Origin of the sequence: Kandleria vitulina DSM 20405 (genome assembly GCF_000702065.1) — a bacterium.
In the GTDB taxonomy this organism is placed as follows: Bacteria; Bacillota_I; Bacilli_A; order Erysipelotrichales; family Coprobacillaceae; genus Kandleria; species Kandleria vitulina.
Map to the genome: position 1 here is coordinate 115,412 of NZ_KL370857.1, position 14,308 is coordinate 129,719.

A 14,308-nucleotide genomic window follows, 5' to 3' on the forward strand; every position below is an offset into this window, starting at 1 on the left:
CTTTTTACTGATTTAGATATATCATATAAAAGAAATACAGGGGAGCTTGTAAGCAGGCTGAGAGGAAGTGATCGAACTTCGACCCTATAACCTGATGCGGATAATGCCGTCGTAGGAAGTTATTTACTAGGATTTTAGGCGGCATCATAAGGTGTCGTCTTTTTTACAATAGAAGTGGGGAGCTTGTGTGCAGGCTGAGAGGAAGTTATCAACTTCGACCCTTATACCTGATTTGGATAATGCCAGCGTAGGGAATTGTGTGTAGATCATGAGAAATGTCCAAATAGGATATTTCTCTTTTTTTATGGGGGTGTAATTATGGTGAAGGTCAACGGCAAGGAATTGGATATTGCAGGAGAAAGCATATCTGAATTTCTGAAGTCAACAGATTACGATCTTAGGGTCATTGCGGTAGAACGCAATGAAGAGATTGTCTTAAAGTCAATGTATGATAAGACCATTCTTAAAGATGAAGATGTTGTAGAAATTGTCAGCTTCGTAGGAGGTGGGTAAATGAGTTTAAAACAAGAATGGAGAGAGGCATTGATCAATCGTATTGGTCTTTCCTTATATGAACAATTTTCTAATGCGACAGTTGCGATTTGTGGATTAGGAGGTCTTGGTTCACATATTGCGATCGCATTAGCGAGAGCAGGTGTGGGAAAGCTTATACTGATTGACTTTGATCATGTAGATATGACGAATCTGCATCGTCAGTGCTATAAAGTGAATCAGATTGGTTGTAATAAGACGGAAGCTCTTTTAGAAAATATCTTGGAGGTTGCCCCTTATATTGATATTGAGGCAATCAATAAAAAGATTACAGAAGATAATATTGTAAGTCTTCTTAAAGATGCAGATATCGTGTGTGAAGCTTTTGATGATCCATCTTGTAAGGCCATGTTAGTCAATGGTGTTTTAGAAAGGCTACCTGATTGTTATGTGGTAGCTGCATCTGGTATGGCTGGCATGGGCTCACCTAATCTTATTAAGACTAGAAAATTGACAAATAGATTTTATTTATGTGGTGATGAAGTCAGCGATGTAAAGAATACGATGGGATTAGTATCTTCTAGAGTGATGCTTTGCGCTGCTCATCAGGCGCATACAATCCTGCGGATTCTTGCAGGTGAATAGAAAGAAGGTATATTTATGATAAATAATGATAAGCTCATCATCGGTGGGCATGAGTTTAATTCCCGTTTTATATTAGGGTCGGGAAAATATTCAATGAAACTTATTGATGCGGCAGTGAAAGATGCAGGAGCAGAAATGATTACTCTTGCCATTCGTCGTGCCAATACGAAGGAACATGAAAATATTTTAGACTATATTCCTAAAGGGGTAACTCTTATTCCTAATACATCAGGGGCAAGAAATGCACAGGAAGCTGTGCGCATTGCCCGACTCGCAAGAGAACTAGGATGTGGTGATTTCATTAAAGTAGAAATTATGCGAGATACAAAATATCTTTTGCCAGATAATCAAGAGACAATCAAGGCAACACAAATCCTTGCGAAAGAAGGATTTGTAGTGTTGCCCTATATGTATCCTGATCTTAATGTCGCTCGTGATTTAGCTGCGGCGGGAGCCGCTGCGATTATGCCTTTGGCATCGCCGATTGGATCAAATAAGGGTTTATCGACTAAGGATTTTATTCAGATTCTTATTGATGAAATTGATCTTCCTATTATCGTAGATGCAGGAATCGGTAAGCCATCAGAGGCGTGTGCAGCTATGGAGATGGGGGCTTCTGCAATTATGGCGAATACTGCAATTGCGACAGCGGGAGATCTGCCAATGATGGCTTCAGCGTTCAATCAGGCCATAGAAGCAGGACGAAAGGCGTATCTGTCAGGTCTTGGACGTGTCATCAATCGTGGCGCTTCTGCTTCTGATCCATTGACAGGATTCTTGCGAGACTAAGGAGAAGACAAAATGGAAAATCAATTTTACGTAGACTCCAAGCACCTTTCATCCGCAGCGCTCAAGAAAAAACATAGACTAGAAACTGATCCATCTTATCGCAAGAATCACATGGAATATCTTCCGGGAATGGAAATCATTGAATCAGATGTCTGTTCAAAAGTAATTGAAGCAATGAATAGCTATGATTATACGCAATATACAAAACAAGATGTACTTAGAGCATTACATCATGACACATGTTCAATTGAGGATTTCAAGGCCTTGCTTTCGCCTGCGGCAGAGCCCTATTTGGAACAAATGGCTCAGAAAGCAAGACTTGAAACAAGTAAACATTTCGGAAATACAGTTTACTTGTTTACCCCTTTATATATCGCAAATTACTGTGAGAACTACTGTGTGTATTGCGGTTTTAACTGCTACAATCACATCCATCGTATGAAGCTTAACAGGGAACAGATTGAAAATGAAATGGAAGTTATAGCCAACTCTGGCATGGAAGAAATCCTCATTCTTACTGGTGAAAGCAGAGGACAAAGCGATGTTCACTATATCGGAGAAGCGTGCAAACTAGCGAGAAAGTATTTTCGCATGGTCGGACTTGAAATTTATCCTGTCAATACTGATGAATATAAGTATCTACATGAATGTGGCGTAGATTATGTAACAGTCTTTCAAGAAACATATGATAGCGATAAATATGAAACATTGCATCTTCTTGGACATAAACGTGTATGGCCATACCGCTTTGATGCACAAGAACGCGCCTTACGTGGAGGAATGCGAGGAGTAGCTTTCTCCGCTCTTCTAGGCTTATCCGATTTTAGAAAAGATGCTCTCGCAACTGCGCTTCATGTCTATTATCTGCAACGTAAATATCCACATGCGGAAATGTCTTTATCATGTCCAAGATTAAGACCAATCATCAATAATGACAAAATCAATCCATTGGATGTAGGAGAAAAACAGTTATGTCAAGTGCTTTGCGCCTATCGTATCTTCTTGCCATTTGCAGGAATAACAGTCTCTTCACGTGAAAGTGCAGAATTTAGAAATGGGATTGTAAAGATTGCAGCTACAAAGGTGTCAGCTGGTGTTTCTACAGGTATTGGTGATCATGAAGCGAAGTATACTGGTAAAAATAACAATGAAGCTAAAGGCGATGAACAATTTGAAATCAATGATAATCGCAGCTTCAAAAAAATGTATGAGGATATGTCCGGTGAAGGATTACAGCCGGTATTAAATGATTATATCGATGTCTAATATTGTTTGCATCACCAATCGTCACCTTTGTAAAGAAGACTTCTTAACAAGAATTATCCATATCGCATCTTATCATCCTAAAGCAATCATACTTCGTGAAAAAGATATGACTCCAGAAGATTATCTAGAATTAGCATCACAAGTGATATCAATTTGTAAAAAGTATAATGTGAAATGTATTTTGCATAGCTTTTCTTCTGTAGCCACTTCTCTTAAGATGAATGCCATTCATCTTCCGCTTCCTCTTTTACGAAGTATGTCTAAAAAAGAAAGATCATCATTTCTAGTACTTGGTGCTTCCTGTCATAGTGTAGAAGAAGCAAAAGAAGCAGAGGCACTAGGATGTAGCTATATTATTGTGGGTCATATATTTGAAACAGACTGCAAAAAAGGATTACCAGGAAGAGGACTGGAATTTCTTCAAAATGTGATTTCCTCAGTAAACATACCCGTTTATGCAATTGGAGGAATCAATGAAACCAATATATCCCAAGTTCTCCATACCGGTGCTGATGGTGCCTGCTTAATGAGCAGTCTTATGAGCAATGACAATATTTCACAATTAATGAAAAAATAAGAAAAGCGGCACTTGGCCGCTTTTCTATTCATTATAAATCACTATTTTTTAATTCTTCATTTTCGTAGGTAGAACGTTTTGAGTCGTCTTCTTTAATGTGACTCGCATTAAATTTAACTACGGTATCTTTTGGCTTAGTGTCAAATAAGTTAACACCCAAAGACCATTCTTCAAGTTCTTCTTCTAAAGTATCTTCATCTTTAGCCTTTACTTTGATTGCCATGACTCTCACCTCATTCTTATTATATACAAATTAGTTCTAAATTCAAATTGGAACAATACTTCATTTAGTGATATAATGATATTCATGCCGGAGTAGCTCCAATTGGTAGAGCAACTGACTCGTAACCAGTAGGCTGTGGGTTCAAGTCCCATCTCCGGCACCAGATACCAAAAAAGCCCTTTGTTAAGGGCTTTTTTAATTTTGATGTTCTTTCTATAATTATATGTTATAAATTGCGGCGTAAAACCCACAGGCTTGCCCGTGGGAGCAATTAGAAATAATTAAACAGTTAATATCTGCAGATGAAAAAGAATCTTGTAATGATGTACAATATTTTTTGAAGTTAACCTCAAATTTATATAACAGTTCACATTCACGTCACATTTCTCGACTATTATGTACTTGTCGATAGAGATATCGACAACACTCATACAAACATAAAATTCCCTTCCCTTTAAAATTTAGAAAAGGATAAATGAGTCTGTTCCCCTACAGACTCATTTATTTTTTCATTTTGTGAAATAGGAAAGGTGAAAAGAGATAGGAAAAGTATAATGAAAAATAGAGTATAAAGGGGGATAAAGATGAAAACTTTAGCGATTGATATTGGAGGTACTTTTATCAAGTACGGTTTAATAGATGAAGAGTGTCACCTTTCTCAAAAAGGAAAGGTGCCGACACCTCAAGATACACAGGAACATATTCTAGAAGTTCTTAGTGGTCTTTATCATCAATTTGATGAAGACTTAGAAGGAATCGCAATCAGTGCACCAGGACGCATTGATAGTGAAAATGGTGTTATGATCACTGGGGGTGCTTTACGCTATTTAGATGGTTTCCATCTTATTGAAAATCTTAAGCCGCTATGTGATAATAAGCCTATTTCAATAGAAAATGATGCAAAAGCAGCTGCTTTATGTGAATCATGGATAGGATCTTCAAAAGATTGTGAGAACAGTGTAGTCATGATTTTTGGGTCAGGCATTGGTGGAGGTATTGTCTATAAGAATGATATCATTCGTGGACATCAGCTTATTGCCGGTGAATTTAGTCCTGTCTTTTCAGATATGAGAAGAGATTCTTATCGTGAAATGGCAGATGATTATTCTACTTTGACTGTAGTTAAGAAAGTAAAAGAAACAAAGAATGATGAATCTCTTACAGGAGAAGATATGATGAGACTCTATCGTGAAGGTGATGAAGAAGTCGTATCTATAGTAGAAGACTGGTTTTTTGCGATCGCAAAATATTGTTATAATATTGATAATATCATCAATCCAGATATTATCTGTATTGGTGGAGGAATCAGTGAAGATCCATTATTTGTAGAAGGAATTAAAAAGGCCTTAGTTGAAATTGAAAAGCATGCTTTTATATTTAGAAAACCACCAATTACGGTATGTCAGTACCACAATGATTCTAATTTAATTGGTGCTTATTATACATTTAAAAAGACTCTGCATTAATCTGCAGAGTCTATTTCTTTCTTATAGGCATCAAAGCTACCGATGATTATTAGGAACAATACTGATGTCTGGACAAAGAAGATTGTGTAGTCAAGACATCCATGAATAAGGGTCATGAGAATGAAGCCTACAATAAGACCAACAAGGTTATCATTGCATCCTAATTTATGTAGCTTATGAAGACGTTTTGTAGAAGCAACAAAGTATGGTGCAATTGTCGCAATACCGACAATCCCAAAGGAAAGAACGGGATCAATAAAAACATTGTGAGCATGCTGAGTGGGATGAGCATTTGGATAGTTTTTATAGATATGCCAGTATGTCATTGGACCTTCTCCAAATAATGGATGAGTCTTAATGTTCAATAAGGCTACACGCCAGATATTCAATCGTACTCCAAGATAATGCTTGAAATTAGACATACGTGGAATATAGCGAGGATGTGTTGCTAAAAAGACAACCGCAACCCCTGACAATGAAGCTAGTAATGCAAATAGTTTTTTATGATGACTATATAGCAACATGATGACTAGTCCTGCCATTAATGCTGGCCAGGCTGTTCTACATCCTGTGAGATAAAGTATAAATAGATTTAATAAAGTAATGAGTATGTAAGAAACTAATCTTTTGATAGAATAGGATTTATTTAGTATTTTATAGAATGTAATACCTACGAAGAAGTTGATCATCATGGCATAGTAATTAGAATTAAAATACACAGAATGAACACGATTAGGTGGTGTATTAAAAATAATGATTTCAAAGTGATCAATATTAAATGTATGTAGGATATACATGTACTGAATAAAACCGATTATACCTACTACAGCACTTAAATAAATAATCAGGGTTGTCATTGTTTCAAAAAAACGTGGTGTCAGATGTTCTCTAAAGAAAAGAGAAATAGTAAAGAACATGACCAACAAGAATGTAAAACCAAAGCCAATCCAGTTCTGATAGAATAATGATACAAGCAGCTGTAGTATTGTGAAGAATAAGATAAAACGACTGCCTTTAATATGTTGATAAGCGCTCTTTATATCACCTGTCTTTAATAAATAAAGAGTGAGAATAAGCCATACTAAGGCACAAGGAATCATCGGGAGAAATAAGGCGATGATCATGATGGTCATCAGCTTTTCTTCACGTGTTAGCTGTTTAAAGAATGTAAACATGTAAAAGCCTCCTGTGTTCTCTATTTTACATGAATTCATAGGGAAAGACAAACTGGTATAAAAAAGGAAAACATATTATAATACGAAATATGAAGACATTAAGAGAAATAAATCAAGAATATCATTTTGAAAAAGAGCGATTAAGACAATGGTTAATAAATAAAGAAATTGATGCTCCAGAAGAAATCTATGATCTTGTATGTGATCAGGTGCTAGAAGATTATATTAAAGAAGAACAGTATGTCATTAGACATACTCCAATAAGAAAGAAATATCAGCTTGTTGATGAATATGAAGCACCAGAGCTTATTCCGATGCCTTTTACAATATTAAATATCCATGATTGTGTTATCCTAGATACAGAAACAACAGGATTATATAAGGATGATGAAATTGTCGAACTATCCGTATTGGATATGTTAGGACATGAACTTTATCATTCTCTTTTTAAGCCAGAAAAGAAAATGGGAAAAGCTGCAATCAGGGTGACAGGTCTTGATCATGAGCAGCTTGCTCATGAGCCACTGTTTAAGGATGAATGGAGAAAAATAAAGAAGGCCATTGGTAAAAAAAGAATAATCGGTCATAATGTTGCTTTTGATTATCGTATAACTGTCTCAACAGCTCTGCGTTATGGTATAGAAGAAAGTGAAGTCAAAAGACTGTTCTACAATATGATTGATTCCAAAGAAATCGCAAAGAAGTATATTAAAACATCAAGCTATAAGCTTGAAGATCTTTGTCGATTATTTCATATTACAGATCCCCAAAAGCATCGTGCAACTTATGATTGTCTGATGACATTACAGATGCTAAGAGCATTAGAGAATCATCTTATTAATAGAGGAATAACCAAAGAATCATTGGTATATGATCCATTAGTTATCAAGAAGGAAAAAGAGATCATGAATAATAGAAATAAAGCGATAATTTACAGTTATAAGGCAGAAAAATCTATCACAGATATTTCACTATTCTTTGGTGTAAGCTGTGATGAGATAGTTGACATTATCATAGAAGAATATAAGAAAGAAGAATTTGTTCTTCATGTTGATAAAGAAATAGAAGAGAAGGTTATCTTTTTAACAAGAGGAAAACAGACATTAGAAGAATGTCTTCAAGCAACAGGAAAGTATGTACCATCTTATCTTGTAAAGCTTGTATTATTGAAAAGAGGATTTGATTATGAGTAAGAAATATATGTATGTCTATAAGTACTATCCTCAATATGAAGAATCAATGGCATTATGTGAATTTGAAAATATTTTCCATGAACCCTATGAAAAATACTTTTTCACAGATTATGACTATGATTATAAGAGATCTGTTTTTATTAAGGAAAGATTGACTATTTTTAAAGAAAGCAATGATCCTAAAGAGATCATTGCTTATCTTAATGATGCTCATTTATATTATGAGAACTTTAAAGTGATCTTCTATAAGAATGATGAAGTACATGTTCCTTATGAAGAACGTCTTTCATTATGTCATCGATTAAGTGAGCCTATTGCTGGTACAACTAAGCTCCATGAACCAGATGTTGAATTGGCTATTACTAAATTAAATAATATCTATTACTTTGGACTCCTTGAACGTAATAGAGATTGGCATCGCTATGAAGTAAAACCTCATTCCTATTCCCATTCTCTTCCTTTAAAAGTCGCAAGATGTGCACTCAATCTAGGGGTGGGCAATGACATATCCCAGTCTATTATTGATCCTTGTTGTGGGGTGGGAACTGTTGTTCTAGAAGGTCTCGCGATGGGATTGAATATTCGTGGCAGTGATATTAATCGTTGGGTCTCCTATAAGGCCAGATTGAATCTAGAACATTTTGGCTATGATCCATTGCTTATTGAAAAGAAGGATATTCATGATATTAAAGAACAGTATGATCTTTGTATTCTTGATGTTCCTTATGGCGTCTACAGCAATTGTTCAGTGGATGATCAGCTGCTTTTGATTAATGCTACAAAATCATTTTGTAAACGTCTTGTGGTTATCACCCATGAGAATTATAAAGAGCGTATCGCTTCTTTGGGATTTGTGATTAGAAATCAGTGTATGTATAAACGAGGGAACTTTGCGCGTTATATAACTTTATGTGAGGTAGAAAAATGAAACATGTATTTTTGATTAAGCCTCTTGAAAAAGATATCCATCCTTTTGTCTCTACAATAAAATCTATTATGAAAGGGAAAGACTATGATATTCATTTTAGTCGTTTTGATGGACATGTAAGTGAAATTATTGCTCAATATGAAGAAAAAGCACGTTTCTACAGTGTAGGAGGAGATGGCTTTTTAAATCAGGTTATTCAGTCATTAATCTATACGACCCATGAATTGGTTGTAATACCATATGGAACAGGAAATGATTTTTCTCGTCTCATCAATATTTCCAAAGATCCTGAAGAAATATTGAGAATGTCTTTAAATAGAGAAACAATCAAGTCAGATGTAATTAAGATGAATGAGCGCTATGTGATCAATACGGCTTGTTTTGGTCTTGATGCGCTTGTTGCTAATACTGTTCATGATAAGAAGGGTGGCTATGTGAAGTCATTATTAAGAAATGTCGTAGGCTATCCTTTCTATGAAGTGAAGCTTGAAGATGAAGAAGGTATTCTTTATGAAGGACAGGTAACACTTTGTGTTATTGCCAATGGACGTTATTATGGAGGAGGCTTCTGCATTGCGCCAGATGCCTATATTAATGATGGCTATATGGATATTGTTATCTTGCCTAAGATCAATAAGTGGAGAGCCCCTTATTATCTGGCAAAGATTTTAAGCAAATCTATTCATAAATATAAAAAGACCTTCGTGAAGAAGGTCAAAGCCTGTACAATTTATACAGAAGGCAGCACGAATATTGATGGTGAACAATATGAAGGCAATGTTCTTCGTATAAAAATCGTACCGCAGGCTGTTAATATCGTTCTTTAAATAAATCCAAAAATTCCTGGGCAATAGGAGAAAGGACTTCATCTTTTCTTGTGATCAAGGCTACTGAAGTATAAAGTTCCTTGTCTTTTAATGTGACAGTCTTTAAGTCCTTATGAACAAAGGTAAGGGCTGTACGTGGAATGATGGCTACACCACCTAATGTTTCCGCCCAGATAAGTGAAGTACGACAATCATCAGATTGTATATGAATATTAGGATAGAACTGCATAGAATTAAGACAGTAGTCCGCAATGAGAGAACGGTAACGACGATGGACAATGAGTGGCAGTGATTTATAATCTGCCATATGATCCATTGAATCATTGACGACATCGGCTGGCCCCACTGCAACCATGGGGTCTTTTTTCATGTAGAACGTCTGAACATTGTTGGCATCAAAAGGAGTTCTTACAATCCCTACATCAATATCGTGGGCAAGAATCAGGTCTTTCATTTCAGAAGTAGGACCTTCCTTGATACGGACATTTAATGAAGGATGCTCCTTCATGAACTTGACAATGTGTTTTTGTTGGATCAATGCGGAATTAGATGAAGTAATACCAATACGCAATGTCTGTTTCATAACATCGGTCATCTCTTTCATAGACAGATCTACAAGAGAAAGCACCTGTACACAGCGTCGATAAAAGAGTTTTCCAGCATCGGTCAAACTAACCTGACGTCTTCCACGAATGATGAGTTCTAATCCAAGTTCCTGCTCAATGGATTTCAACTGGACAGAAAGAGGTGGCTGAGCCATATGCAGCTTCTTCGCCGCTTGCGAGATGGTCCCCTCTTCAACAATGGTTTTATAGTATCTCATTTGTTTAAGTTCCATACTTTTCTCCTATGTTAAATATATAATTCATATTATACATATAATATCAAACGCGTTATAATTGTGCAAGAAATGGAGGGAAAACATGTATTGGAAAAAATGTATTAAACCATATCGATGGCAAGCCATCATCGGCTTTTTCTTCAAGATGACAGAAGCACTCTTTGAATTATGTGTTCCAATGGCAGTTGCTCGTGTTATCGATTATGGTGTCGCAAAAAATGATCCACAGATGATCATGAAAATGGCATGGGTTCTTTTTGGACTCGCAATAGGGGGCTATTGTTGCGCAATAGTATGCCAATATTTTGCATCATTATCTTCACAGGGATTTGGTACAATCATGAGAAGAGAGATGTTTAATGCGATTAATGATTATGACTATGATAACCTTGATGAAATGGGAACACCAACATTGATTACACGTATTACCAATGACGTTAATCAATTACAAGATCTAGTCGCTATGACCATAAGACTGGTTTCACGTTCTCCATTCTTGATTATTGGTTCATTAGTGGCAGCTTTTATGATTAATGTACAAATAGCGTTAATCTTCTTGATCATTTCTCCAATGATCGCTTTTTCAATCTATTGGATCATGTCACATACACAGCCACTATATAGAAAAATACAGTCGATATTAGATGAAGTATCATCATTAACAAGAGAAAACCTTTCAGGTGTTCGTGTTATACGTGCATTCAATAAACAAAAAGAAGAATATCAGCGTTTTGAAGAGACTATCGATCGTCAGACTTATACACAAAGACATGCTGGGAACCTAGCTGCATTATTAAATCCTGCTACAACGGTGATTGTAAATTTAGGAATTATTCTTATTCTTTATGTAGGAGGAATAAAGATCAATGCGGGTTCATTGACACAAGGAGAAGTTATTGCATTGATCAACTATATGAATCAGATTCTTCTCTCAATGTATGTCTTCTCTAATGTAATTCTCTTATACATAAAAGGAAGTGCTTCCTATAAGAGAGTTGTGGAAGTATTAGATATGCATTCTTCTATTATTGAAGGACATGAAAGTCCTACTCAAAATGAAGAAATGATTCGCTTTGATCACGTGTCTTTCTCTTATAAAGAAGGACAGGCCTTATCAGATGTAAGCTTCGTAGTAAACAAGAATGAAACAATCGGTATTATTGGAGGAACTGGTGCAGGAAAGACTTCACTGGTTTCACTTATTCCTCGTTTCTATGATGCAACTACAGGTAAAATCTATATTAAAGGGAAACCTATATCATCATATAAATTCAAATCTCTACGTCAATTAATAGGCTATGTCCCACAAAGTGCTGTGCTTTTTAAAGGCAGCATTCGCTCTAACTTGTTATGGGGGAATAAAAAAGCAAGCAATAAAGATATTGAGAAAGCTTTGGAAGTCTCTCAAGCTAAAGAATTTGTAGACAAGATAGGACTAGATGCCACTATTGAAGCCTATGGGAAAAATGTATCCGGTGGACAAAGACAGCGTCTAACCATCGCTCGTGCTATTGTAAAAAATCCAGAAATACTGATTCTAGATGATAGTGCAAGTGCTCTGGACTTTGCGACAGATGCTAAATTAAGAAAAGCATTGAAAACACTTGATACGACAACATTGATCGTATCTCAGCGTGTTTCTTCTATTGCCCATGCGGATAAGATTATCGTATTAAGACATGGAGAAATTGTCGGCATTGGTACCCATGATCAGTTATTAAAAGACTGTCAGGTCTATCAGGAAATTGTACAATCACAAAGTGAAGGAGATCATCATGAAAAATAAGAACACATTAAAAAGACTCCTTTCTTTCATAAAAGACTATAAGATTCTTCTTTATATGGCATTATTATGTAGTGCTATCAATATCATCTTTACATTGTGGACACCGGTCCTTATCGGGCAGGCTATTGATCAGATGATAGGTAAACATGAAGTTCACTTCATGATTCTTTATAAGAAAATAGCGATGATCATCTTTTCAGTCATAATGACATCACTATTTAGCTACCTTGTCATGAGACTCTCTAACACCATGACATATAATATCACTAGAGACTTTAGAAAAGCCTTATTCAAGCAGTATCACCAGTTGCCATTAAAATTCATTGATGCCTCTTCACATGGGGATTTAATGAGCAGAATGATTGCGGATATTGATTTGATCAGTGATGGATTACTACAAGGATTTACAAATCTGTTTGCAGGAATCATGACTATTATTGGGACAATTGTTTTCATGTTAATGATTAATGTAAAAATCGCATTAATAGTGATCATATTAACACCATTATCATTAGCAGTATCAAGTATCATTGCGACTAAGACATATAAATACTTCCAGGAACAATTAAAAATACGTGGTGAACTTTCCGGTTTTGTAGAAGAGATGATCGGTAATCAGAAAGTAGTTAAAGCTTTCTCTCATGAAGAAGAAAACAAAGAAAACTTCAATGAAATCAATCATCGATTATTTATATCAGGCGTCAAGTCACAGTTCTTAGGGGCCCTTATCAATCCAACAACGCGTGTTGTTAATTCGATTGTCTATGGTTCCGTATGTATATTTGGAGCCTTCAGTGTACTTGGGGGAGGATTGACAATAGGTGCTTTATCTTCATTCTTGACATATGCTAACCAGTATACAAAGCCATTCAATGATATTTCTAATGTCTTTACACAATTAGAAACCGCACTAGCCTGTGCCGATCGTGTCTTCAATATTCTCGATGAACAGCCATTAGTAGAATGTCCACATCCAAAAACAATAGAGAATCCAAGAGGATCCATTCATATTGAAGATGTGACATTCTCATATAAAGAAGATCAAGAACTAATCAAAGACTTTAATCTTCATGTTCATCCTGGGCAGACAATCGCTATTGTTGGACCAACAGGATGTGGGAAAACAACGCTTATTAATCTATTAATGAGATTCTATGAACCACGTTTAGGATCAATTTCCATCGATGGAATCAATATCCAAGATATGACAAGAAAAGATATGCGATCACTTTATGGTATGGTTCTACAGGATACATGGTTATTTAAAGGAACAATTAAAGACAATATTGCCTTTGGTAAAGAAGATGCTACTCTAGAAGAAATCATTGAAGCCTCAAAGAAAGCACATGCACATGGTTTTATTGAAAAACTCAAGGATGGCTACAATGCCATGTTAAGTGAAGAAGGAGCCAATCTCTCTAATGGACAAAGACAGCTGCTTTGTATCGCTAGAATTATGTTGGCAAATCCTCCTATGCTTATTTTAGATGAAGCAACTTCATCCATTGATACAAGAACAGAACGACAAATACAGGATGCCTTTGATACCATGATGAAAGGACGAACAACCTTTATCGTTGCACATCGTCTTTCTACAATACAAAAAGCAAACCAGATCGTTGTGATGAAAGAAGGACATATCGTAGAACAGGGCACACATGAACAGCTCTTAAAACAAAATGGCTTCTATCATACATTGTATTATTCACAATTTGATACAGAATAATAATAACGAGGAGATTAATCCTCGTTTTTAAATACCTGATCCCATTCTTTTACTTTAAAGCCAATAAGAAGCTTATCATCTAAAATAAGCAATGGTCTTTTTACAAGCATGCCATCACTAGCAAGCAGATTATAGATTTCATCATCCTCCATAAAAGGAAGCTTAGTCTTTAGCATAAGTTCACGATATTTCTTCCCATTAACATTAAAGAAAGACTTCAATGGCTTATCATTCAATGATTGCCATTTTATTAATTCTTCTTTGGTAGGATGATCAATGATAATATCTCTTTTTTCATATTCAAGATGAAGATCATCAAGATACTTCAATGCTTTCTTACAAGTAGAACACTTCGGATAATATAGAATAACCAT

The 14,308-nt window shown here is 35.7% G+C and carries 15 protein-coding genes, 1 tRNA gene and 2 riboswitches; of the genes, 12 read left to right on the top strand and 4 right to left on the bottom strand.

The genetic code is table 11. The features are described from left to right. Positions 1-28 precede the first annotated feature (28 nt). Positions 29-135: riboswitch (TPP riboswitch) on the top strand. Between the two features lie 30 nt (positions 136-165). Continuing rightward, positions 166-271, top strand: a riboswitch (TPP riboswitch). A gap of 47 nt (positions 272-318) precedes the next feature. The 5 genes from thiS to T513_RS0110295 are packed head-to-tail and all read left to right on the top strand — an operon-like array spanning position 319 to position 3,769. Then, positions 319-513: a sulfur carrier protein ThiS gene (thiS, locus tag T513_RS0110275; RefSeq protein WP_031590029.1), complete on the top strand. Its 195-nt coding sequence runs from the start codon at positions 319-321 to the stop codon at positions 511-513. Then, positions 514-1,137, top strand: a complete 624-nt coding sequence (gene thiF / locus T513_RS0110280) for a thiamine biosynthesis protein ThiF (RefSeq protein WP_031590030.1) — start codon at positions 514-516, stop codon at positions 1,135-1,137. It begins immediately after the preceding gene. A gap of 15 nt (positions 1,138-1,152) precedes the next feature. Continuing rightward, complete coding sequence (locus T513_RS0110285) at positions 1,153-1,926, top strand: thiazole synthase (RefSeq protein ID WP_031590031.1); 774 nt, start codon at positions 1,153-1,155, stop codon at positions 1,924-1,926. Between the two features lie 12 nt (positions 1,927-1,938). After that, entirely contained in the window at positions 1,939-3,192 is a 1,254-nt protein-coding gene (gene thiH / locus T513_RS0110290; protein ID WP_031590032.1) for a 2-iminoacetate synthase ThiH, read from the top strand. Next, the gene (locus T513_RS0110295) at positions 3,185-3,769 is read left to right on the top strand and encodes a thiamine phosphate synthase (RefSeq protein WP_035877185.1); all 585 of its coding nucleotides are present in this window, start codon (positions 3,185-3,187) and stop codon (positions 3,767-3,769) included. The genes thiH and T513_RS0110295 overlap by 8 nt, the downstream gene beginning before the upstream one ends. A 31-nt stretch (positions 3,770-3,800) precedes the next feature. Here T513_RS0110295 and T513_RS0110300 read toward each other — a convergent pair whose 3' ends face one another. After that, positions 3,801-3,992 (bottom strand): hypothetical protein, encoded by a 192-nt coding sequence (locus T513_RS0110300; RefSeq protein ID WP_029071505.1) that lies wholly within the window; start codon positions 3,990-3,992, stop codon positions 3,801-3,803. Positions 3,993-4,078: 86 nt separating this feature from the next. Between T513_RS0110300 and T513_RS0110305 the strand changes: the two genes are divergently transcribed. Both T513_RS0110305 and T513_RS0110310 read left to right on the top strand, forming a co-directional pair. Then, positions 4,079-4,155 (top strand) — tRNA-Thr (locus T513_RS0110305). 421 nt (positions 4,156-4,576) lie between these two features. Beyond that, positions 4,577-5,458: an ROK family protein gene (locus T513_RS0110310; protein ID WP_236700929.1), complete on the top strand. Its 882-nt coding sequence runs from the start codon at positions 4,577-4,579 to the stop codon at positions 5,456-5,458. On the opposite strand, the gene T513_RS0110315 is transcribed toward T513_RS0110310, so the two are convergent. Beyond that, positions 5,455-6,633 (bottom strand): O-antigen ligase family protein, encoded by a 1,179-nt coding sequence (locus tag T513_RS0110315; protein ID WP_031590036.1) that lies wholly within the window; start codon positions 6,631-6,633, stop codon positions 5,455-5,457. The genes T513_RS0110310 and T513_RS0110315 overlap by 4 nt on opposite strands. Positions 6,634-6,722: 89 nt before the next feature. Between T513_RS0110315 and T513_RS0110320 the strand changes: the two genes are divergently transcribed. The 3 genes from T513_RS0110320 to T513_RS0110330 are packed head-to-tail and all read left to right on the top strand — an operon-like array spanning position 6,723 to position 9,581. Beyond that, entirely contained in the window at positions 6,723-7,826 is a 1,104-nt protein-coding gene (locus T513_RS0110320; protein WP_031590037.1) for a 3'-5' exonuclease, read from the top strand. Further along, entirely contained in the window at positions 7,819-8,754 is a 936-nt protein-coding gene (locus T513_RS0110325) for a TRM11 family SAM-dependent methyltransferase (RefSeq protein WP_035877138.1), read from the top strand. Before T513_RS0110320 ends, T513_RS0110325 begins: the two co-directional genes overlap by 8 nt. Beyond that, entirely contained in the window at positions 8,751-9,581 is an 831-nt protein-coding gene (locus tag T513_RS0110330; RefSeq protein WP_029071512.1) for a diacylglycerol/lipid kinase family protein, read from the top strand. Before T513_RS0110325 ends, T513_RS0110330 begins: the two co-directional genes overlap by 4 nt. Here the strand turns inward: T513_RS0110330 and T513_RS0110335 are convergent. After that, entirely contained in the window at positions 9,565-10,419 is an 855-nt protein-coding gene (locus tag T513_RS0110335) for a LysR family transcriptional regulator (protein ID WP_029071513.1), read from the bottom strand. The two genes, T513_RS0110330 and T513_RS0110335, sit on opposite strands and share 17 nt — an antisense overlap. An 85-nt stretch (positions 10,420-10,504) precedes the next feature. On the opposite strand from T513_RS0110335, the gene T513_RS0110340 reads away from it, so the two are divergent. Both T513_RS0110340 and T513_RS0110345 read left to right on the top strand, forming a co-directional pair. Next, the gene (locus tag T513_RS0110340; protein ID WP_031590042.1) at positions 10,505-12,208 is read left to right on the top strand and encodes an ABC transporter ATP-binding protein; all 1,704 of its coding nucleotides are present in this window, start codon (positions 10,505-10,507) and stop codon (positions 12,206-12,208) included. Then, positions 12,198-13,934, top strand: coding sequence for an ABC transporter ATP-binding protein (locus tag T513_RS0110345; protein ID WP_031590043.1), 1,737 nt, complete (start codon positions 12,198-12,200; stop codon positions 13,932-13,934). Before T513_RS0110340 ends, T513_RS0110345 begins: the two co-directional genes overlap by 11 nt. A 14-nt stretch (positions 13,935-13,948) precedes the next feature. Here the strand turns inward: T513_RS0110345 and T513_RS0110350 are convergent, their stop codons facing one another. Next, a complete protein-coding gene (locus T513_RS0110350; RefSeq protein ID WP_031590044.1) occupies positions 13,949-14,308 on the bottom strand; it encodes a Spx/MgsR family RNA polymerase-binding regulatory protein in 360 nt (119 codons plus the stop codon).

Bases quoted from the DNA above. Each gene is read 5' to 3' on its own strand.
- thiS (WP_031590029.1), top strand. From the start codon at position 319: ATGGTGAAGGTCAACGGCAAGGAATTGGATATTGCAGGAGAAAGCATA.
- thiF (WP_031590030.1), top strand. From the start codon at position 514: ATGAGTTTAAAACAAGAATGGAGAGAGGCATTGATCAATCGTATTGGT.
- T513_RS0110285 (WP_031590031.1), top strand. From the start codon at position 1,153: ATGATAAATAATGATAAGCTCATCATCGGTGGGCATGAGTTTAATTCC.
- thiH (WP_031590032.1), top strand. From the start codon at position 1,939: ATGGAAAATCAATTTTACGTAGACTCCAAGCACCTTTCATCCGCAGCG.
- T513_RS0110295 (WP_035877185.1), top strand. From the start codon at position 3,185: ATGTCTAATATTGTTTGCATCACCAATCGTCACCTTTGTAAAGAAGAC.
- T513_RS0110300 (WP_029071505.1), bottom strand. From the start codon at position 3,992: ATGGCAATCAAAGTAAAGGCTAAAGATGAAGATACTTTAGAAGAAGAA.
- T513_RS0110310 (WP_236700929.1), top strand. From the start codon at position 4,577: ATGAAAACTTTAGCGATTGATATTGGAGGTACTTTTATCAAGTACGGT.
- T513_RS0110315 (WP_031590036.1), bottom strand. From the start codon at position 6,633: ATGTTTACATTCTTTAAACAGCTAACACGTGAAGAAAAGCTGATGACC.
- T513_RS0110320 (WP_031590037.1), top strand. From the start codon at position 6,723: ATGAAGACATTAAGAGAAATAAATCAAGAATATCATTTTGAAAAAGAG.
- T513_RS0110325 (WP_035877138.1), top strand. From the start codon at position 7,819: ATGAGTAAGAAATATATGTATGTCTATAAGTACTATCCTCAATATGAA.
- T513_RS0110330 (WP_029071512.1), top strand. From the start codon at position 8,751: ATGAAACATGTATTTTTGATTAAGCCTCTTGAAAAAGATATCCATCCT.
- T513_RS0110335 (WP_029071513.1), bottom strand. From the start codon at position 10,419: ATGGAACTTAAACAAATGAGATACTATAAAACCATTGTTGAAGAGGGG.
- T513_RS0110340 (WP_031590042.1), top strand. From the start codon at position 10,505: ATGTATTGGAAAAAATGTATTAAACCATATCGATGGCAAGCCATCATC.
- T513_RS0110345 (WP_031590043.1), top strand. From the start codon at position 12,198: ATGAAAAATAAGAACACATTAAAAAGACTCCTTTCTTTCATAAAAGAC.
- T513_RS0110350 (WP_031590044.1), bottom strand. From the start codon at position 14,308: ATGGTTATTCTATATTATCCGAAGTGTTCTACTTGTAAGAAAGCATTG.